Origin of the sequence: Bacillus sp. FSL M7-0791, assembly GCF_038627085.1 — a bacterium.
Classification (GTDB): domain Bacteria; phylum Bacillota; class Bacilli; order Bacillales; family Bacillaceae; genus Bacillus; species Bacillus safensis.
Window position 1 is genome coordinate 786,626 of record NZ_CP152022.1, and the last position, 21,705, is coordinate 808,330.

A 21,705-nucleotide genomic window follows, 5' to 3' on the forward strand; every position below is an offset into this window, starting at 1 on the left:
GTCTCAAAAACGGGGGTCAGTCCCAGATCTGCAGGCTTTTTGATTATTTTACGATGAAACAAAAGAGGGTACTATTTAAAAATCCTAAACCACCCTTTATGTTTAAACCACAAAAGCATCCCTGAGACGAGGAGACCCATGAAAATCAGCACGCCAAAATAGCCGTATTTCCAGTGTAATTCAGGCATGTTGTCAAAGTTCATTCCGTACACCCCAACAATAAAGGTCAGTGGAATAAAAATGGTCGACACAATGGTCAATGTCATCATGATCGCATTCATCCGGTTGGAATTCAGCGTCTGATAGCTGTCTCGTAAATCGGCTGTCATATCACGGTTTGACTCAACAATTTCGGTTAGTTTTAATAGATGATCATAAATATCATTAAAATACGCCTGGCGGTTTGTATCGCTTTTCATCATATTTGTGTTCACAATACGATATAAAAGGTCCCTCATCGGGATAATTGTTCTTCGCAGTTTGAGTAAATCTGAGCGAATACCAAATACTTCGTTCATCAACGTGCCATACGTTTTATGCCCTTCTTCATCCTCAATTTCATTCAGCCTGTCTTCAATTTGATAAATAATAGGGAAATAATCATCAACAAGCTGATCAATCAGCATGTAGGCAATATGCTCAGGTCCGCTGTTTCTCGCTTTATCAGACCCTTTGAGCTTTCGAATCACACGTTCAACGTACGGCGCTTCCTTCAAATGAAAGGTCACGATATAGTTTTCACCAACAAACAGATCGACTTCCTCAGAACGAAGCGTTTTTTGATTAAGGGCATGCAGCACGAAAAACAAATACCCTTCATAAAAATCAAGCTTGGGCCGCTGTAAATAATGAAAACAATCTTCGATCGCAAGCGGATGGAAATGAAAATATTCCTTTAAAAGCGCTGCTTCCTTTTCCGTTGGCGCATGAAAATCAATCCAATACCAGGCGATATCGGGGCTTGAAAGCTGCTGCAATGTTGCATGTTCAATCAAGTCGCCGTTTTTTGTCACTGCAAGTTTTCTCAGCATGTGCACCCCTCCAGACTTGCATTATATCATGAAGCAGCGCCGGTGAACTTATACGTTTTCTTCATAAAAAAAGCCGATCTCATTTTTGAGATCGGTTCAATGTGCGTGTATGATTGATGGATAAAACCGAGAATTAAGGACGACGGAAGTTGACGAAACCACCATTACGGTCGAACCAGCCTCTAAATGCCCAGTTGATGTAGCCGCCGTCACCTTTGTTTGTGAAAGATCCATTTTCGAATACCCAGACTCCGTACGTAATACTTCCGTATTTCACAGTAGCAAACGTTTTGACGCCGTTGAAACGAGTCTCATAACCTTGGCTTAAGTTAAATACCATGACATTGTATTTTGCGCCAGCAGCATAGAAAGCAGACTCCATTAATCCTTTCACAAAGCCTTCACGGTTTGTGTTAGCATTTGCAGCATTGATTAATGCATTCGCAATACCAAGTACGTCAAAGTTAATATTAACGTTTCCTGCAGTTGTAGATGCTTTACCTTCAGCAGCTTTGTTTAAAACGGTTTGCTGTAATGTAGTAGAAACAGGTGCTGAAGTTTTTGGCTCAGCAGCGTCAGCGAATACTGGCAGTGTCGAAGAAACAGCAGTGGCAAGAGCAACAGAAAGAATTGTTTTTTTCATTGGTCGGATCTCCTTTGTTTTAAAATTTTGGGTCTTCTTTTTTGTAAAATGTGAAACTAAGTGAAGCCGGTCATCAATGAGGTAAATATGTTCCTGCAAGATAAAACAAATGATTGCCTAATCCGCTAATTTCTTTGTTCACCTCCTTGATATGTCATAATTATACAAATATTTTTAGAATGGAAGATATCACCCAGAGGTTCTATTTCTAATTTAAGGAAAATGAGCCTAAAATGTTGCAGGATGCTGTCGAATTTTAGCTGAATTCGACTAAAAACTTTCATCTATCCAAAAGGAGAATGACCACAAATAAGGAAGATATAACTGATAAATTCTTGTACTCTTTATGTTTAAAAGTATTCAATCTAGAGAATCATTCATGCAAAATGAAACAATCACATCTGCGTATGTTTGCAGAAAGGAAGAGGACATGTATGTGGGAAAAACAGCTGGCGGTAGAACCGCCGTATCATTTCGATCAAGTGCTTAGACGCTTATCAAGTGATCCATTAAAAGCAGTCGATTTGAGTCAAAGAGAAATCAAAGTACCGATCAGATTAGAGCAAAAACCGTACGTGGTCATCGTTCAAGCTACTGGAACAAAGGATGCGCCTATGTTTCGGGTGCGATCAAACGGTCCAGAGGAACCCGTTCTTTCTGAGGTGAAACGGATATTTGGCATGGAGCATCAATTACACATGATTCAAGACCATTTTTCTCAAACCAATCTAGCGCCCATTTTTGAGCAGCATATCGGAACGCCGCTCATGCTTGATTTCCATTTATATCATTGTTTAATGAAATGCATCATTCATCAGCAGCTTAACCTTTCGTTTGCTTACGAGCTCACGAAACGATTTGTCCATACGTACGGCGAGCAAATAGAAGGTGTATGGTTTGATCCTTTACCAGAAACCATTGCCTCTCTTGAAACAGATGATTTGAGAAAGCTTCAATTTAGTCAACGAAAAGCAGAATATGTCATCGATGTATCGAAACGAATTGTGAGCGGCTCACTTTGTTTAGAGGAATTACACGATTTATCCGATCTGGAGGTGGAAGAGCAATTGCTTCCGATTAGAGGGATCGGCCCTTGGACGGTTCAAAATGTGCTCATGAATGGGCTTGGAAGACCAAATCTTTTCCCGATGGCAGATATCGGCATTCAAAACGCAATCAAACGGCACTTCGACCTGCCTGAAAAACCGACAAAAGAAGAGATGGCAGCGCTAAGCAAGGAATGGACACCATATTTAAGCTACGCTTCTTTATATTTATGGAGAAGCATTGAGACAGATAAATAAATGAAAGGAATTTTCTCTCTTTGTCTAAGACGTGATATACTAATGAGATGGAATAAAATGAAGACAACCTATCAAGGGTTCAAATAGAACGGAGAGAATAAAGTGAAAGAAAAACAGCAAGGTGCCCTTTTACAAAAGGGACAGCAGTTCCCGCTTACCATTAAACGCCTTGGCATTAATGGTGAAGGGGTCGGTTATTTTAAAAAGCAAGTGGTCTTTGTCCCAGGCGCGCTTCCAGGTGAGGAAGTGGTAGTTGAAGCAACGAATGTCCAAGCAAAATATGCAGAAGGCACAGTCAGAAAAGTGCGAAAGCGCTCCGAGCATCGAGTCAAACCGCCATGCCCAGTATACGAAGAGTGCGGCGGCTGTCAGCTGCAGCATTTGGCGTATGAGCAGCAGCTAAATGAAAAGCGTGATATTGTCATTCAATCAATGGAGCGCCATACGAAGCTATCGGTTGAAAAGCTTGATATCAGGCCAACGATCGGTATGGAAGACCCGTGGCATTACCGAAACAAAAGTCAGTTCCAAGTAGGTCGCTCTCACAGTGGAGACATCATTGCAGGACTTTATGGACTAAATTCCCATAAGCTTGTACCGATCAAGGAATGTATCGTGCAGCATCCAAAAACGAACAAAACAACAGGCGTTGTCCGCAAAATTTTAGAGAAATTCGGCGTATCGGTCTACAATGAACGGACAAGAAAAGGTGACGTACGCTCGATTGTCGTGCGTGTTGGCTTTGAAACAGGTGAAGTACAAGTCGTTCTTGTCACATCAAAACCTGAATTTCCAAAGAAAAAAGAAATCGCCGAAGCCATTCAAAAACGTCTGCCAGAAGTGACGTCCATTATGCACAATATTAATGGTGAAAAAACGTCGGTCATCTTCGGCCATAAAACATCTCACCTAGCTGGAAATATGGTCATTCAAGAATTTTTAGGAGACGTCTCCTTTGAATTGAGTGCTCGTGCTTTCTTCCAATTGAATCCAAAGCAGACGCTAAAGCTTTACGATGAAGCGAAAAAAGCGGCCAAACTGACTGGAAAAGAAAAGGTTGTCGATGCGTATTGCGGCGTTGGGACCATTGGGATGTGGCTCTCAGATGGCGCCAAAGAAGTACGAGGAATGGATGTCATCAAAGAATCGATTGATGATGCCAAGAAAAATGCCAAAAAACACGGCATGAAAAACGCGACCTATGTAACAGGAACAGCTGAACATTGGCTGCCAAAATGGGTCAAAGAAGGCTTCCGTCCTGACGTCATCGTCGTCGACCCGCCAAGAACAGGCTGCGAGCGCACCTTCTTAGACACCGTCAAACAAGTCAAACCAAAACGCTTTGTCTACGTCTCTTGCAACCCATCCACACTAGCAAAAGACCTTCAATACATGTCAAAAGACTACAAAATCGAATACATGCAGCCAGTTGATATGTTTCCGCATACGGCGCATGTCGAGGTGGTAGCATTAATGTCTAGGAAATAAGTACATCAGTAATAAAAACATTGATATAGCAAGGTTTATAGGGTTTCGCCTAAGTTTATTTTAAATGAATAAACGGGTGGAACCCTTTTTGTTATTGGGGTTTAATTGGTTGAAATTTGGGGTTGAGTTGACAGATTAGATTTTGGATAGGGGAGTTGACAAGATGAATGGATGATAAAAGATGTATCGGTGTTGAGAGGTTGCTCAATGTGGGAGAACATCAAGAACATTATGTTTTAGAAAACAATCATTCAGCGGTTATTTCAAAAGAGCGATTTGAAGCGGTATAAAAGAAAAAGAAGAAGAGAAGTAATGCTGTGAAGACGAAAGATGGCGTAAAAAAGAAGAGGCATAAGTATAGTTCTAAGCAGTAAATAAAGAAGGGATGTTTAGGGAAATTATAGGGGATATAGTGTTCATAAAAAAGCGTAAATGGTAGTACCAAAACAAACGAGAGATATTTATTTATGCTTTATATTAAAACAAGTAACCCAGGTAAAGCAATTCATCTTATACCAATTACAAACGACAATATATATACACATAGTGAAAGTTGCGGCAGGATGGTTCAAATATATGGAACTTTTTCGAAAGGTCAGAATTTGTTACGAATGATAGTCTAAGAAAGAATAATCATTGAGTTTGTAAAATAAACTCAATAGAAATGGAACGTATGTTTTGTTTGTGGTATAATTATAGCAGTGTTTGATAGAGGGAAAGTAACGTTAACGTTAATATTTATCATGTTTATGTTGAATAAAATTGATTTATGGTATTATATACGATGTGTTAAGGGGGAGAGACGATGGCAATTAGTTACAAACCTTTATGGCATTTACTTGTAGAAAAGGGAATGAATAAAGAGGATTTAAAAAGAAGAGCTAATATAACAAGCAATATAATTGCTCGTATGGGGAAGAACTCTTATATTAATTTGGAGTCTATAGAAAAAATCTGTTTAGCATTAGATTGTAAAGTTGACGATGTAGTGTCTATATATAAGGAGGACGAAAATGAAACTGAGTAACTCCAATACATATTTAAATAAAGCAAAGCATACAGAAAATAATAACGAATTTTATACGACTTATGAATCAATAGAAGATGAATTAAAATATTATACTCATCATTTTGAAGGAAAATATGTTCTGTGCAATTGTGATGACCCATTCGAATCAAATTTTTCAAAATACTTTTTGAAGAATTTTAATAGATTAGGTTTGAAAAAATTAGTCACTACTTCTTATGCATTCTCAAATTTGGATGTAGATAGAAGTGCATTATATGATAATAATGGAAATCTACTAGAAAAGGGTAAAGGTTATGTAATGATTATTACGAGAGTACCTAAATATATTACATCCGAGTCTAGTGATGAACAATTGATTAATTGGCTTAAAAAAAGAAAATCTATAAAACAACTAGATGGTGACGGAGACTTTAGAAGTAATGAGTGTATTGAATATCTTAAAGAATCAGATATAATTGTAACTAATCCACCATTTAGTTTTTTCAGAGAATTAATATTGTTAATTCAAAAATATAACAAACAATTTTTAGTTATAGGTAATTCAAATGCATTAATGTATAAAGAGATATTCCCTTTAATAAAAAATAACAAGGTATGGCTTGGTGCAAATTATGGTGATATGTCATTTAGAGTTCCTCAAAATTCAGAAGAGCGAAAAACAAGGTTTTGGATTGATGAAGAAGGGCAAAAATGGAGAAGTTTAGGTAATGCGATGTGGCTTACAAATTTAGATTTAGATCGAAGGCATGAGAATTTAGAATTGACGAAAACTTACAATCCATTTGATTATCCAAAATATGATTCATATAACGCTATTGAGGTGTCTAAAGTTGCAAACATCCCTATCGATTTTGATGGAATAATGGGAGTACCAATTACTTTTTTAAATAAACATAATCCTGATCAATTTGAAATTATAGGTGAAGCAAATCACGGATCAGATAATGAATATGATTTTTTTAAACCAACAATTAATGGACGAGAAATATACAAGCGTGTACTTGTAAGGAGAATACAATAGTGGGACAAATTGAAGAATTTAGAATGTTAGATTTATTTAGTGGGGCGGGTGGAGTCTCCTATGGAATGGAGAAGAACAGCATGTTTAAAACTGTTATTGCTCTAGACAATGATGCTGTTGCTGCCAAAACGTTCAAAAGAAATATGCCTGATTCCAAGGTAGTAGTCGGTGATATAACTGATGAAAAAATAAAGAAAGAAGTAATTACTTTTTCAAGAAAATTAGGAGTAAATATGATTATTGGCGGACCCCCATGTCAAGGGTTTTCTAATAAGGGAAAAAAATTAGGTTTAGATGATTCTAGAAATTTTCTGTTTAGAGAATTTCTGGAATTCGTTGAGTATCTTGAACCTGAGGTCTTTGTGATTGAAAATGTAAGGGGTATTTTAACTACATCGAATGGCTGGTTCAGGAATCAAATTATTCATAAGATTAACGATTTAGGTTATTATGTTAATTATGGTATCTTAAACTCTAGAGATTTTGGGGTTCCACAGTCCAGAGAAAGAGCATTTTTTATTTGTTCGAAATCGAAAATGATGAGACTGCCTAAAGAGACAACTAGCAAGCATAGAACAGTAAGAGATGCTATTGAAGACTTGGCATATTTAAATTCAGGAGAGGGAGATGAAATATCAAAATATGTCACAGAACCTTTAAGTTCTTATCAAAGATATATGAGGAAAGACAGTGAGTACTTATTTAATCATAAAGCTTCAAATCATAAACAAATCGCTATAGAAAAACTAAAGATGATTCCACCGGAAAAAGGGAAGGAGTATCTTCCGAAAGACATGCTAGGTAAACAACTGTTCAAATCTACTTGGGGTAGGTTGAAATGGGATGAGCCTTCTCCCACAATAGATACTAGGTTCGACGCAGCATCCAACGGAACTAATAATCATCCTTTTTTACATAGAGCGATAACTCCAAGAGAGGCAGCTAGATTACAATCATTTGATGATAGGTTTATTTTTTTGGGTGCTAAAGTTCATATCCGTAAACAAATAGGAAATGCAGTACCACCTTTGTTAGCAAAAGCAATTGCCGATCAAATTAGTAAAGAATATTTAGATATAGAAGAGGAGTAGATGATGTGAATGCACAAATGGCATATTTGATTGGAATGGTTTTAGGGAATGGGGAAATACAGCGCACTAATAGAGAAACTACAATAACTATTGATATTCCGTATAAAAACCTAAAAGACGATAGTGGACTTGAAGTATCCGTATATGTAGGCTCTAGTTTAGTGGACATCCGAGGAATTATTGAACCACTAATTGGTCGTGAGTTAATTGTAACTGAAGATAGACATTCTACAAAATTATCTTTTACTAAGAATAATGAAGATTATGCTATACGAGAAATCATGAGGTATGTAGGAAGTGGTGTACATCATAGAAATATGACGATGTCTGATGAGTTATTTCTTATTTCTAACGATGAAAAATTAGAACTGCTTAGAGGTATCGCAGACGTAACAGGTCACATTAGAAGAAGTAATAATGCTTTTGGTCAACCGGGTGCTCATAGAGTTTATATTGAAATCCCTGGTAATTGGTCAATGGTTATTTCGATTGCTAATATGCTTAAAGACTTAGACATCCCTGTACAGACAATTAATTTTGGACACCCAAATTTTAGGGATGGACAATTAAAAAAGTATAATGAAGGAAAAGTAGATTATTGGAAAAAAGAACATCAATTAAAAATTTTTGCAAATGAATTCATTCCGGTTGGTTTTAATATTAAACATAAACAAAGAGCTTTAGAGCAGTATTCTAATGAATTATTAGATCACATGGGACCTACACAAACACATAAGTTTTATTGGGAAAAAAGTAGACGTAACCAAAATAAACCAATCCATCCAGGTGAAAATGATCCTAGTTTACCTATAGAGATTCGAGGAATACATTTTAATTCATGGCAAGATTTAGCTAAGGCATTAGGTTATCATGAATAATGTATTGTTAGAAAAGGATTTGTATCCTTACATGTGTGTATGGTTACAACAAAGACTTGAAGATAAATTTAAGAATGAAAACTGTTCAATTATTGTAGAAGATGTTTCTACAATTAATCTGGATACAGCATTAAATACTTATGGAGTTTTGGAGTTTTATCCTAATATAGTAGGTTTAGGAATTCAAATAGATGTGTTAGGAATAGTTAAATGGCAACATAAAGCATCATTGTTTTTTATTGAAGCAAAGAAAACACATTTAAATTTGCATGATTTAGGGCAATTATGGGCTTATTGTAAGCTTTGTGATCCAGATGAAGCTTTTTTATTATCATCAGCGGGGTTAGGAAGCTTAAGTAAAATTTTAAATAATCTTAAAAGAACGGATTTATTATCTTTTGGAGAAGGAAAAATTATTAAACACATGCAAGTTGGTAAATGGGATACTATTAGAAATACGGTTGATAATAACTCTTTAATACCTAAAATATAGAAGGGTATTTGTATTATTTAAGTTTGGCTTAATGGTAGAAGTATTATATAAATGTTGGATATGTGAATAATGGATAATGATTGTGCCTATTAATAAATTCAAAACCCTTTATGATTACTATATAATAGACATAAAGGGTTTTTTTACTATACATAGAAAAAGGGTCTTGTTCATGGGGTTAGAACATTCATTTATTAATTATGTGGAAGTGGAGTTTTATAATGAGTTGTTTGACGCTCTTCAGGACTTCATTTCTAACCATTCAGATAGATTAAACATTCGTCTGAATATAGTTGAAGAAATTGTTGAGATTGAATTATCAGATATAGTAATTCCAGGATCAATTACTGCCTTCGATATGTTGATAGAGACTTACATAGAAGTAAGTGATACAAACAAGAGAATTGTAGATGAGCGAAAAATAGGAGAACAGTGGTTTATTTTAGAATGCTTAACGGATATGGAAAGTAATTTCAAAAATTTAAAATAAAACAGATTGAAGTATATAATCAAAGAAAAAATCGTACTAAAGTCAACAATAAATTATCGGAATATTTTGTACCTATAATCAAAAAAGAATATTTTGAAAAAGTAGCTGAAGATTTTCTGAAAGAATATTATCCTGAATCATTGATAACGCCTATGCCGATAGAACCGATTTTATTCGCGACAAAAATGAACTTAAAAGTGCTTAATAGAAAAATTATAAAAGATGGTAGTGTATTTGGTCAAATATATTTTAAAGACACGAAGACTTCATTTTATGATGGGGGCACAAAAAGTTATATCAAAGAATATATAGAATCTGGTAGTGTTGTAGTTGATCACGAATGTTATTTTTGCAGAATTTAGGTTCCTATAATAATACGATTGTTCATGAATGTGTCCATTGGCATCTCCATAAAAAGGCGTTTATTTTAAAAAGTCTTTTCGATGAGGAGATTACAAAGATTAATTGTAAATTTTTAGGTTGAGTCAAACGGAACGAGAAAGAATATATTGAGTGGATGGAATGGCAGGCAAATAGTTTAGCGCCTAAGATATTAATGCCTTTGAATATGTTTAAACAAGAAGCACATTCAATAATACGAGAATTAATGGATGAAAATAAGACTAATGATTTACTAGTCATAATAGAAGAAACCATTGATAAATCAGCTGGATTTTTTTGGGTATCTCGTTTAGCAGCAAAAATTAGAATGATTGATGCAGGATATGAGCAAGCAATGGGGGCTTTTAATTTCATAGACGGAAGATATATTCCAACTCATAGTTTTAAAAATGATACACTAGAAAGAAATCAAACTTTTTCAATTGGGGCAGTTGATGCGGGAATATTGTCGCTTATTGATGCAAACTTTGGTGGTCGTTATGTTTACATAGATTCCCACTTTGTATTAAACACTCCCAAATATGTAGAAAAAGATTTATTCGGTAATTTAACATTAACAAATTATGCGAGACACAACATAGGCGAATGTTGTTTAGTAACTTTCCAAGACATTGTAAATAAGATAATTGTTTATTCATCTAACGAGATAGGATTTCATTTGAAATGTGGCATTACATTAAGAGATAGGATTGAACGTTGATGGCACACCCACCTTTTGGTTATGAAATTGTTAACGGTGAATTTTAAGTACATGAGTTTGAAGCAATTCAATTAAAGCAATTAATTCAATCGTATCTTGCTGGAAAATCTTTAAATATGAAACTAAAGGAATAATAAATGTAGAAGTTGGATATAAGTTATCTTGGTATAGTTGGGGAAGAAGTGAAAAAAATATTAATCAAACAAAAAGAATGACCACAGAAGATCTTTTAAGAAAAGTATTTGTATATATATTCCTTGCTTGAAAAAATAGATGAAGAAGAAACGGCTTATTTTATTAGAGAAAAGCAAAGGCTAAAAGAGGAAGAAGAACGATTATGTTGAAGGAAAAGCGAGACAATGAATACACAAAAACACAGCAACTCATAAACAATTCCTTGAATTACTTCTATTCTGAATTAGTTCAGGAGTATGTTGGTGCTGAAATTGATGACAGTGGAATATGAATGGGCAATGAGAAAGGCGAATTGGATTCGTGATTCGGAAAAATATCCTCATGAATTGTTAACAGAGAAGGAAAAAGAAAAACTATTTAACAAGAATACCAACCGTACGAACTTTTGGTGACGAGTTTATTTTTAAGGGAGAAACGAAATGAGTTTATTAAAAAGATGTTCAAGAAAAAGAAAGAAAATCATAGTAAACCAAATAAAGATTTAATAGATGGTTTATCGATAAAATTATCAACAGATGAAAATGAAGTTGTAGTAACTTCATCGCTGATTGGAACAATAACTGGTAGTAAACTAATGATTTTTAAAGATACGGGTGAGGTGTTTTATGTTGGAAAGGGGAGAGGAAATCGCTATAAAGAATATCACGATAGAGCATATGTTGCTGAAAAAATAAAAGAACTATTTGATACAGAATCAAGATTTGTTGCAATAAACTTAACGGAAATAGAAGCAGTAGAGCTCGAAAGCAAGACAATTGACTAATAGAATCACCCCTTTGTTATCAAGGCGAGGGAATCGTTATGATAGGAGCCCTAATACCCCTACTTTTGAATTTGAAAAAGCCCCTGTTTTATACGCGACTGAAATTGATGAACATTATTTTGGGAAGTCTTATAGAGAGTTTGACAAGGTGACTGAAGAAAATTTAAAAGCGGTTATGTTTATAGAGCGTAGTATTCGGAACGAGGTTGAAACGATTTATGGTGGGAAGTGAGAAGATATATTGATGAAGCAACACAATTGTTAAGTATACATGGAAATAGATTATTGAAAACTCAATTTGCAAAATCGGTTACTGCATGGATATAAATTGGAGATGAGGATGTTTATAATTATGAAATTGACCAAGAGAAGGCAGTAGAAAGAATAGAAAGAAATGTACCTACTTACCATTTAGTTGACGTGTGGAAATTTTCAAAAAATAAATATGGAGATATAGAAAGTTTTGAAGTGAAAAATAAAATTGAAATCAAACCTTTTCATAACAGAACTCCACTAAGTGAAATTAAAAACTTAAATAACTGGGAAAAAGGTTTTGATGAAGGAATGCCTTATTGGGAGAAAGGAGATGCAGAAAGAAAAAATGGAAATATTGAAAAAGCAATAAGTTTATTTGATAAAGCTAGATATCATGGATATGAAGCATCTGCATTATACAATTCATATGCAATGGCTTATCGTAATTTAAAAGATTACGATAATGAGATAGCAATTTTGGATAAACCAATTAAAAGGTTTAGTGTAGGAATTAATGAAATAGTCATTCAAAAATGGAAAGATCGTCGAGATAGAAGTATTGAACTTAAAATGAAAAACAAACTATAATTTCTTTGACATGTTTCCACGAACGTACAAAATAGTCGATGTATTTCCGCATACGAGCCTTTTGCTAAAAATCGCAAATACATCAATTCTATCAACTCGTCCCATGTGGAGACGTTGTATCAATGGTTAGAGTGTAAAAAAGTGAAGTGAATAAAGACTGTCCGTGATTTGAATACTGGTGTCTAGCTGGTAGGATAATCACGGATTTTTTTATATACTGATCCGTAGGTGTCGATCAGAGTTTTAATCATATGAATGAGGTAGAGGAGAATGGAAATGAGTCAATTCGAGATTCTAACAAAATACATACCGATGCTCCGCGAGGATCATATCGGAGAATGGGTGATCGATCAAGAAAATGATGGAACAGCTGAACGCCCAATCCAGATGCCTTTTGTCCATTATTCCGAAACGGTCCAACGCTTTATCGAAGATGTCTATACCTTTGCGGAACAACATCAAGAGGTGGAGCTTATCCGCTACAGAGAAATCCTCAAAGAAAATGGCATTGAAGGTGGATTGAACGATATCGAGAATGTGGACATCTCAAATTTAAATGCGCAGTGTGTACTTGCTCTCATCATGGGAGATATGAGAGCTGAGCGGTTTTGCGAGGGTGCCGTATTCAATTTCTTTAAAAGTGAAAACATGTTGAAGTGTCTTGAAAGATTGGATTGTTTGGAGTAAGAGCGGCGGTGAGCGGTTTATTTCAATTATTGATGCGATAAAAATTGAAAAAGAAGATGAACGTATAAAATTCATTTTACAAGATTTCTGTATTGTCCTGATAAAAGTCATATTTGCTTTATTACTTCTGTAATACCTGAGATCATCTCCTGGTCATACTTTTGAATGAAATTGACTCGATAGAATTGACGCAAGCACCATGAATAGGTGAAGATGAAATAAACTGTAAGATAAAGGGAGTCGAATAATGATACATATCATATTTGGGGCGGCAGCTGCCGGTAGTTTAAAACAAGCAATACGTGAAATGAAGCAAGATCAAATAGATAATATTATCGCTTTTGATGATATTTATTCGATTGGACCACTTCTACATTTACACGAACATGAAGGACAAGCGAACCGTATAGAGTGGCTGCGTAACGTGATGTCAAATGAATTTGGCTATTTTGACGACATGGTTAACGATCAGCACAGAATGCTGCAGCAAATAAAAGAAATAAAAGCTGGCAGTCGTATACTCATCTGGACAGGCAGTAATGCCCATGAGCAAATTGGCTTGCGATATGCCGTCTATTTATTAAAAGAAAAAAGGGTTGAATTGTCTGTAATCAATACAACGACAGCATTTGATCAGCTGTTCAATACGAATACAAGAAGAATGATCCTTCGACATTCCGGAGAAATCACATCTGAAAAATTTAAAATTTTGTATGAGAGTAAAGAGCATATTCACCCAGTGACAAAAGAAGAGAGAGAAAGATTACAAAATGAATGGCTTTCACTTGCTAAAGAAAATCATACGCTGCGGATATGGCAAAAAGGACAAATGATCAGCGTACCAGAAGATGAATTTGATGCTTATTTAGTGAAAATGGCTAAGCGGCTTCATCAGTCCGCGCCAGAAGAGGAGTACATCGTCACTCCACGTCTAATAGGAGAAGTCATTGGTCATTTAGATCAGTATATCGGCGATGATTTTATTGAATATCGACTGAAGACATTAATTGATCAAGGGATTTTTGACATGAAAGGAAAACGAACTTCCATGCGTTATTACTCGTTTAAACTGACAGAGTTCGGTCAGCACTTCAAAAAATGGGTGTGCTGTCGAGAGTTTGTAGATCATCCCTTTGTGAAAATTGAAGGAGATTACGGTGGTGAACCTTTTCATTGCGGGCATTGTCAATGTCATTTAGAAAGAGATGATGTACCAGTAAGCGATACCCTTTTCTCAAAGATTTGGAATTGGGTCATACAGTATGGCCGCTGGTTTGACGAAGAGACCGATGATTTACTGCCAAATGGCGTAGACATGGAAAGGAAGTTTAATCAAGAAGGAGAGCGAATCACGAAAGAAGTGAAACGTGAATTATCTCCTGCGTATCAAATTGAATACAGCCCAAGTGAATACGCGCAATATTACATTTAAAGAATGAATTTCGTTATCACTGCACAAAATAATCCTTTACACAATCCATCATCTTCATGTAAGATATGGAGAAATTAAAAGCGAAGAAAAGGACATGAGCCATTTTTACTGGTTACCAGAGAGGGAAGTCACGCTGAAATCTTCCTAACACAGAAAAATTGTCTTACCACCTTTGAGCTGTATTGGGGAAATCACAGTATCCAATATCGTCTACGCCACGTTACGGCACCAGAGCCATAAAGCGAATACGCGTTATGGGAATTTGGGTGGAACCACGGATTACACATTCGTCCCTTTATGAGGGATGGGTGTGTTTTTTTGTACACTCCTATAGGATTATTGCTTTGAAAAGGACATGAGCAGCTTTTATCGGTTACCAGAGAGGGAAGTCACGCTGAAATCTTCCTAACGCAGAAAAGTTGTCTTACCACCTTTGAGCTGTATTGGGGAAAATCGCAGTATCCAGTACCGTCAATGCCACGTTACGGCACCAGAGCCATAAAGCGAATACGCATTATGGGAATTTGGGTGGAACCACGGATTACACATTCGTCCCTTTACGCGGGATGGGTGTGTTTTTTTATTTCAAAAAATAGGAAAGGTGTGTCGGTTATGAGAGAAAACATGGTGAAGATTCAATTTCCAGATGGAAAGATAAAGGAGTTTCCCGCAGGTACGACTGTTGCAGATGTTGCCTCCCATATTAGTCCGAGCTTAAGAAAAAAAGCAGTGGCAGGTAAGATCAATGATCAAATGGTTGATTTAAGTGAAAAGCTATACAGCGATACTCGGCTGTCTATTGTCACACTTGATTCAAAAGAAGGGCTTGAAGTGATGCGCCATACATCTGCCCACGTATTAGCCCAGGCTGTGAAAAGGTTATATGACAATGTCACACTGGGGATCGGACCGGTCATTGAAAATGGATTTTACTATGATATGAAGCTCAATCAATCATTAAGTGTAGAGGATTTAGCAGAAATTGAAAAAGAGATGAAAAACATCATAAATGAGAATCATCCTATCCAAAGAAAAGAGGTCTCTTACAAAGAAGCTGAAACGCTGTTTGCACATGATCCATATAAGCTGGATATTTTAAAAGATTTACCCTCTCAAGAAGCCATCACGGTATATCAGCAAGGAGAATTTGTAGATTTATGCCGCGGGCCGCATGTACCTTCTACAGGGTACTTAAAGTCATTTAAACTAACACGTGTTGCAGGGGCTTATTGGCGTGGAGACAGCAATCAGGATGTATTGCAGCGAGTGTATGGTGTGGCGTTTCAACATCCAAATCATCTAGCTGATTATCTTCATTTCATGGAAGAAGCAAATAAACGTGATCACCGGAAATTAGGGAAACAGTTATCTCTCTTTATGTTTTCAGAAGAAGCGCCAGGTATGCCGTTTTATTTACCAAAAGGTCAGATTGTCAGAAATGAATTAATGGCCTTTTCAAGAGAAGTGCGAGGCAAAGCGCAATACGAAGAAGTGAGTACACCGTTTATGATGAACCAAGAGCTTTGGGAAAAGTCAGGGCACTGGGACCATTATCATGAAAATATGTATTTCTCGGAAGTAGACCATACAAGCTTCGCTTTAAAACCGATGAACTGTCCAGGGCATATGCTCATGTTTAAAAACAGCTTATATTCATACAGAGACCTTCCGATTAGAATGGCTGAGTTTGGTCAGGTGCATCGTCATGAATTTAGCGGAGCGTTAAATGGATTGTTCAGGGTCAGAACATTTTGCCAAGATGATGCCCATATTTTTTTGCGAGAAGATCAAATTGAAGCTGAAATCAAACGGATTTTTCAATTAGTTGATCATGTGTATCGGACGTTTGGGTTTGAGTATTCAGTCGAGCTATCCACTCGTCCAGAAAAAGCCTTAGGGGATGACGCTATTTGGGATATATCCGAAACAGCGCTAAAAAATGTGCTTGATCGTCTAAAGGTCGACTACCAGCTAAATGAAGGAGATGGGGCATTTTATGGCCCGAAGATCGATTTTCATATAAAGGATGCCTTGCAGCGGAGCCATCAGTGCGCCACAATTCAGCTGGATTTCCAAATGCCAGAGAAATTTGATTTAACATATATCAACGAAAAAAATGAAAAGGTTCGGCCAGTTGTGATTCACAGTGCCATTTTTGGTTCTCTAGATCGTTTCCTAGGCATTCTCATCGAGCATTTTGCGGGCGCTTTCCCATTATGGCTAGCTCCAGTACAAGTACAAATCATCCCTGTCTCAACTGTCCACCTTGATCACTGCTTAGAGGTGCAGCAGCAATTAAGAAGTATCGGAATAAGAGCTACAATCGATGAGCGGGATGAAAAACTTGGCTATAAAATGAGAGAAGCACAAATGCAAAAAAGCCCTTATATCGCGGTCATCGGCGATAAAGAAAGGCAAGAAAAAACACTGAATATTAGACAGCACGGAGAAAAAACGTCAAAAGAGCTGTCTATTGAGGACTTTAAACACATGGCAGCTAAGCAAATAAAAGACAGATCGGCTGCTCAGATATGATTTGATATTAAAAAGGATGAGACGTTCATTGAATGATGGGCGTCTTTTCATTTGCAGAAAAGCTGAATCTGTAATGGAAAGGGAAAATATTGAAACATTTTTTCGGTAAAATCGTAATAAAGATAGAGCGTTCAACAGAAACCGTTTAAAACGGAGAGGAGTATTGCATGGAACAAGCAGCACTGAAAAAGATGAGGACAAAACAAATAATCGTCTCTAATTTAATAACCGGCATCATGATCGTCGCTTTTTATATCTTGATTCAACTGTCTGACATTCGATTTACACATTTCTTTCTTTGTTTAGGAATTATCATGCTCTTTCTAAGTATTTATGGTTTTATTAAAAAAGGATCAACAAAGTCTTTCATTCCTATTTTTGAGCAGATAGCCATTTATGAAAAAGAAAAATTGGGAGAAGAGTGGGAAAAAGAAAAGAGGACAGAAAATATTTCGAGAGTGGTATTGAGTGGTCTGATGTTCTTCCAGTCATTTAGTTTCCAAGATGTAACGATTCCATTCTTAAGCATACAGCCTATACTTTTACTTTTCTTATTATTTGTAACTCTAGCTCTTATTAATGTAAGCATGCTTTATCGCTTTAGAAAAATCGACCGATCGACGGAAGCGCATGGATTAAAAAGCTTTACAAAGGAATCAAACATGATGGCAATGGCTTTAGGATTATTATCAGTGATTGTCATATTCGGATTTATCGTCATCTTTTTTCTTCCATAAAACAGAATTTTGAGGTGAAACAAATGAATGCAAACATTCAACAACTGATCGATCAGACAAAGGCGAAATTTGGTTTAGATCTTTACTATTTAAAAAGACACAGTTTTCATCGCTACGTCAATATGTTCAATGAAACGGTTTATACATTGAATATGGAATGGTTTCCCTCTCATGAAGCTGAACCCGAGGACGATGATCTAAACCCGGACGGCACAGCTGTGATTGACGTGAACTTAAATACAGGCCAGATTGAAACGGTCATTTTTGTCATGGACAAAACCTTCGCGAAGAATGGTGTCACATTTAAGAGGCCTTATCCAGCTTATGTCATTCAATGGATCGAACAAGAAACAGGGTTGGTCTATGGTGAGCATTTTCATATGCATCAAAAGGAGAAAGGGGAACTTTTTTTCGAAGAAGCGATAGATGGTGTGAAAGTGACGCCTTCAGGCAGAATCGAAGTGAAATGGGATGAATATGGGCAGCTCATTCACTATATACATCGAGGGCCATTTATGGCAAAAAAAAGACTAAAAACTGAAGAATATGTGCTTTCCATTGATAGGATCGAAAATTTAGCCCAGCAGCAAGTGCAGCGGTTTGATTGGCCATCCTTCGAGCAGAATCGAATCCGCCCTATATATGCGTTAGAAGAAATCTATGTGAAGAACGATGGAACAGGAATGATACCGTTTGAAATTGGACGTGAAGAAACGCATTGTATACATATGCATCAGGTCATGGAGTGGAATGAACCGTTAAACAAAGCCTTTGAAAAAAAGGAAATCGATATAAACGAGGACATTACGGCTGAACAAGCCTTCTCACAGGAGCCTTCACCAGATACATTCCCGATCTCAAAAGAAGAGCAGGCTGCGTGTATAAAAGCGGTTCGAACCTTTTTGGCACAAAAATATTCAAAGGATACAGGGAAGTGGGTGCTAAAAACACTCCACCGCGACCATGGCTGCATCGAAGCGATATTAAAAACGAATGAGCAAGAAGGCTGTGATTTTATGGATAAGATCAAGGTCTTCATTGATGCCGGCACTTTTGAAGCCGTTAATTACATAGACAAAAAAGAGATGTTTCAAGTATGCGGGATACTCAATCCATCTCAAACAGCTAGTAAAATCACCATATCTCAGAAAGAAGCCTTTGAAACATTGAGAGAACGCTTCGAACTTACACCCATCTATGTCTATGACGATGTGCAAAAACAATATGTTTTATGCGGAAAGCTCGACTGTCATGAAGGCGTTGATGCAGTGAGCGGTGAAGTGTTCTCTTTGACAGACCTTTCATAACTTCTAAAAGAACAGTGAGCAACTGTTCTTTTTTATCCCATTTTCCTCTTTTTAGAATAAAAATGGAATTTTGTAGAAGGAAGTTGTCGTTTCATCACGAAAGAAACAGATAAGAATATGATCATAGGTCCATCGGTTGGAATTCGTATTTCAAATAGTAAACGTCATACATATTGAAAACCCATTGCAGTAAAGTTGATCTACAAATCTTTTAGAAATGAAATCATGTCTCTAGTAGTAAGCGAAACTAGGCGGACTAAAATCATAGGATGAGTTGAACATGTTTGTTTTTAGGTAAGCTTAAAGCCATAAATAGAAGAAAGTGAGGATATCTACCTTGAGTACATTGGAAGTGTTTCGTCAGTTTTTGGTTGACCATTATCCTGCGTTACAAGATGAGCTTTGGCTGAAAGATGTTGATACCCTTCGAATTTCTCCTATTCTTCATCCTTTTCTGAAAAGCAAGCTGCCAGAAGGAATCGAAAAATTCACTTGTGTCCTATTCACGCAGCAGACAGATCAAACCGCTGCACCGCTCAAAGTCTACCTTTTATTAGATGAATATGAGCAATCGCTTTACGCCATTGATTTGATGAATGAACAAATAGCGCTTCATTAATACAGAAGCAAAAAAGCTGCTTGAGAGCTCCTCAGCAGCTTTTCTTGTGAATATTAGTTTGTCATATCAACCAATCTTGAGTGCAAGTTGTCCAATTCTTTCTTTGTTGGAAAAGAGCTGATCAGCAGCGTAGGCCGTCCTAATTGATTAGGAAGCTCAGTATCGGTCACAATCATATCAATCCCAAGTCGATCCATTGTCAGTTCATTTAATGTATTTTCTGGACTTGTGAAAATATGAATGAGAGGAGGCAATCTTAATTTAATTAAATCCGCAATCAACAAGCTATGATTATAACCTAATGTTGAAATGACAAAAATGTTCAACACGTTTCTCCGATCCATTTCCAAATGAACAAGCCCCCTCCAGTTAGAAGTAATGATACGAATCAATTCTCGTTCATTTTTCACTAAAGAAGCAAGTATATCGTCTGTTTTTAGCTCTTGGATGATATGAGTAATCCTCGAATAGAAGTAAGGAAGCTGTTTTTTTACCTCTGATAAATACCTCGATTTCTTTTTGAAAAGGAATCCATCTCTTACGGTAATTTCCCTAGAATACACATAATATTGGAGAAGAATCAGTGTCATCGCCTTGCGATTAGCCACCTCTTGATGAAAAATCAACTCCAATTGATTGATAAAGGAATGAATGGCTTCGAAGAGGTGTGGTGTATGCGATTGAAAGAACATCAATTTTTCTTCGACAGTTTCAATTGATTTATAATGGCCAATAGCTGGTTCAATCAATAGTAAAAAGACAAATTCGTGACGATCCAACGTAACACCAAAAGTGTCCTTTGTCATTTGGCAAACGTGTTCTTCCAAGTTTTTGATTTGATTATAGATACCTTTAGCTGTAGATGTTTGTTTTTCCTTATCCAATGAGTACCTATAATTGCGTCGTATTGAAAAATTTTTCCTCACTCGGTGTATGGAAACGGCGAGCCATAGGCAAAATTTATCTATAGCCACATCAGGTAGATTGACTTCGAGCACCTGAAAAAGCTTATGTAAAAAATCAACTGCATCTTGCTTTTGAATATCATCGAATGGCCAAAGCCTGCTCCCATAGACTTCAAACAAAAATTCCACAAAAAATTGACGAATCTCCTTCTCATTTCCATGGAACTGCATACTATCTGGTCGTAACTCAATGTCATACGAGATAAGAAGCGAATTGATTTTATGAATGGTGTTATACAATGTGGATCTACTGATATTCAGCGTGTCCATCCATTCATAGAAAGACCTGTTTTGTTCAAAGAAAACGCCGTCAATCAATCGAATTTCAATCGTATCTTTTAGAATTTCTTTGATATAGTAGTCGACTCGTATCGTCTGTGTATAACAAATGGATATGCCTTGTCTTGGCTTTATGTGGATTAACGGCTCTCCGTTCTCTGTTTGGAACGACTTCATTTGTTCTAAATCGCTTTGAATGGCACGAACGGAACCGATATTTTCATTCGATATCTCTTGAAGGCTCCACCACTTATCTTTTGATACAAGCAGTTTTAAAATTTTTATCCATCTCTTTGATTTATTATCAATGAGCTCCATTAAACAACTAACTCCTTCCCTTGGCTTGCCTCTATATGATGAAGTTCACTTAAAGAACATTTGATTTTCTAAATAGGCATAAAATGATTTTAATGTTTAGGCTAAATCGTTTTGTCTTCACTTTTCATGATAAAAGAGAAAAAAATTAGACGAAAACAAATGTTATTCCCTGATTCTCCATATATTTCTTTTAAAAGGTGATAAGTAAGCCATGAATCCTATAAAAATGGATCATTTTAGATATTTAAGTTTATTTTATTGCTGTTGAAACGGTAAATGTAAGAATAAAACGCAGCAGATTTTTGATTACCATATGAAAGGGAGTAGAAAGGAATGCGATTTATATAATGCTGAACTGACTCACCTTACATACGATATGATACATGCTTGTTTCATATGAACGAACCATATGTGAATACATGCTTATATATGCATGTACACATCGTTTATTGTT

22 protein-coding genes are annotated in these 21,705 nt (G+C 36.3%); 19 read left to right on the forward strand and 3 right to left on the reverse strand.

The annotated features are described in order from the left end of the window. Positions 1-71 precede the first annotated feature (71 nt). Complete coding sequence (gene corA / locus MHI08_RS03870; RefSeq protein WP_025093503.1) at positions 72-1,031, reverse strand: magnesium/cobalt transporter CorA; 960 nt, start codon at positions 1,029-1,031, stop codon at positions 72-74. A 133-nt stretch (positions 1,032-1,164) separates the two neighbouring features. Then, positions 1,165-1,674, reverse strand: a complete 510-nt coding sequence (locus tag MHI08_RS03875) for a hypothetical protein (protein ID WP_024425256.1) — start codon at positions 1,672-1,674, stop codon at positions 1,165-1,167. A gap of 434 nt (positions 1,675-2,108) precedes the next feature. Between MHI08_RS03875 and MHI08_RS03880 the strand changes: the two genes are divergently transcribed. The 19 genes from MHI08_RS03880 to MHI08_RS03970 all read left to right on the forward strand — a co-directional run bounded on the left by MHI08_RS03880 (position 2,109) and on the right by MHI08_RS03970 (position 19,689). Beyond that, positions 2,109-2,978 (forward strand): DNA-3-methyladenine glycosylase, encoded by an 870-nt coding sequence (locus MHI08_RS03880; protein WP_342500016.1) that lies wholly within the window; start codon positions 2,109-2,111, stop codon positions 2,976-2,978. Between the two features lie 102 nt (positions 2,979-3,080). Next, positions 3,081-4,466, forward strand: a complete 1,386-nt coding sequence (rlmD, locus tag MHI08_RS03885; RefSeq protein WP_342500017.1) for a 23S rRNA (uracil(1939)-C(5))-methyltransferase RlmD — start codon at positions 3,081-3,083, stop codon at positions 4,464-4,466. A gap of 167 nt (positions 4,467-4,633) precedes the next feature. Continuing rightward, positions 4,634-4,756, forward strand: coding sequence for a hypothetical protein (locus tag MHI08_RS03890; protein ID WP_268744564.1), 123 nt, complete (start codon positions 4,634-4,636; stop codon positions 4,754-4,756). Positions 4,757-5,271: 515 nt separating this feature from the next. Continuing rightward, on the forward strand, positions 5,272-5,493 hold the full coding sequence (locus MHI08_RS03895; RefSeq protein WP_342500018.1) for a helix-turn-helix transcriptional regulator: 222 nt from the start codon (positions 5,272-5,274) through the stop codon (positions 5,491-5,493). Then, positions 5,480-6,517: an adenine-specific methyltransferase EcoRI family protein gene (locus MHI08_RS03900; protein ID WP_024425839.1), complete on the forward strand. Its 1,038-nt coding sequence runs from the start codon at positions 5,480-5,482 to the stop codon at positions 6,515-6,517. Before MHI08_RS03895 ends, MHI08_RS03900 begins: the two co-directional genes overlap by 14 nt. After that, positions 6,517-7,608 (forward strand): DNA cytosine methyltransferase, encoded by a 1,092-nt coding sequence (locus MHI08_RS03905; protein ID WP_024425838.1) that lies wholly within the window; start codon positions 6,517-6,519, stop codon positions 7,606-7,608. Before MHI08_RS03900 ends, MHI08_RS03905 begins: the two co-directional genes overlap by 1 nt. Positions 7,609-7,613: 5 nt before the next feature. Continuing rightward, entirely contained in the window at positions 7,614-8,486 is an 873-nt protein-coding gene (locus tag MHI08_RS03910) for a hypothetical protein (protein ID WP_024425837.1), read from the forward strand. Next, positions 8,479-8,979, forward strand: coding sequence for a hypothetical protein (locus tag MHI08_RS03915; protein ID WP_200864929.1), 501 nt, complete (start codon positions 8,479-8,481; stop codon positions 8,977-8,979). The genes MHI08_RS03910 and MHI08_RS03915 overlap by 8 nt, the downstream gene beginning before the upstream one ends. 172 nt (positions 8,980-9,151) lie before the next feature. Beyond that, a complete protein-coding gene (locus MHI08_RS03920; RefSeq protein ID WP_342500019.1) occupies positions 9,152-9,469 on the forward strand; it encodes a hypothetical protein in 318 nt (105 codons plus the stop codon). 517 nt (positions 9,470-9,986) lie between these two features. Next, positions 9,987-10,571 carry a hypothetical protein gene (locus tag MHI08_RS03925; RefSeq protein WP_342500020.1) on the forward strand — a complete coding sequence of 195 codons (585 nt, stop codon included), beginning with the start codon at positions 9,987-9,989 and terminating at the stop codon, positions 10,569-10,571. A 437-nt stretch (positions 10,572-11,008) separates the two neighbouring features. Continuing rightward, on the forward strand, positions 11,009-11,158 hold the full coding sequence (locus MHI08_RS03930; protein WP_162860190.1) for a hypothetical protein: 150 nt from the start codon (positions 11,009-11,011) through the stop codon (positions 11,156-11,158). Between the two features lie 44 nt (positions 11,159-11,202). Next, positions 11,203-11,529 carry a hypothetical protein gene (locus MHI08_RS03935; RefSeq protein WP_024425833.1) on the forward strand — a complete coding sequence of 109 codons (327 nt, stop codon included), beginning with the start codon at positions 11,203-11,205 and terminating at the stop codon, positions 11,527-11,529. Positions 11,530-11,997: 468 nt separating this feature from the next. Next, on the forward strand, positions 11,998-12,372 hold the full coding sequence (locus tag MHI08_RS03940) for a tetratricopeptide repeat protein (RefSeq protein WP_162860189.1): 375 nt from the start codon (positions 11,998-12,000) through the stop codon (positions 12,370-12,372). A 276-nt stretch (positions 12,373-12,648) separates the two neighbouring features. Continuing rightward, entirely contained in the window at positions 12,649-13,059 is a 411-nt protein-coding gene (locus tag MHI08_RS03945; protein WP_342500021.1) for a DUF6508 domain-containing protein, read from the forward strand. Between the two features lie 247 nt (positions 13,060-13,306). After that, positions 13,307-14,491 (forward strand): DUF1835 domain-containing protein, encoded by a 1,185-nt coding sequence (locus MHI08_RS03950; RefSeq protein ID WP_076839089.1) that lies wholly within the window; start codon positions 13,307-13,309, stop codon positions 14,489-14,491. Positions 14,492-15,103: 612 nt separating this feature from the next. After that, positions 15,104-17,026 (forward strand): threonine--tRNA ligase, encoded by a 1,923-nt coding sequence (thrS, locus tag MHI08_RS03955; protein WP_342500022.1) that lies wholly within the window; start codon positions 15,104-15,106, stop codon positions 17,024-17,026. 167 nt (positions 17,027-17,193) lie between these two features. Then, the gene (locus MHI08_RS03960; protein ID WP_342500023.1) at positions 17,194-17,763 is read left to right on the forward strand and encodes a hypothetical protein; all 570 of its coding nucleotides are present in this window, start codon (positions 17,194-17,196) and stop codon (positions 17,761-17,763) included. A gap of 23 nt (positions 17,764-17,786) precedes the next feature. After that, on the forward strand, positions 17,787-19,070 hold the full coding sequence (locus MHI08_RS03965) for a hypothetical protein (RefSeq protein WP_342500024.1): 1,284 nt from the start codon (positions 17,787-17,789) through the stop codon (positions 19,068-19,070). A gap of 337 nt (positions 19,071-19,407) precedes the next feature. After that, positions 19,408-19,689, forward strand: coding sequence for a hypothetical protein (locus MHI08_RS03970; protein WP_024425245.1), 282 nt, complete (start codon positions 19,408-19,410; stop codon positions 19,687-19,689). 53 nt (positions 19,690-19,742) lie between these two features. On the opposite strand, the gene MHI08_RS03975 is transcribed toward MHI08_RS03970, so the two are convergent. Beyond that, positions 19,743-21,251: a helix-turn-helix domain-containing protein gene (locus MHI08_RS03975; protein WP_070326763.1), complete on the reverse strand. Its 1,509-nt coding sequence runs from the start codon at positions 21,249-21,251 to the stop codon at positions 19,743-19,745. Between the last annotated feature and the right edge of the window lie 454 nt (positions 21,252-21,705).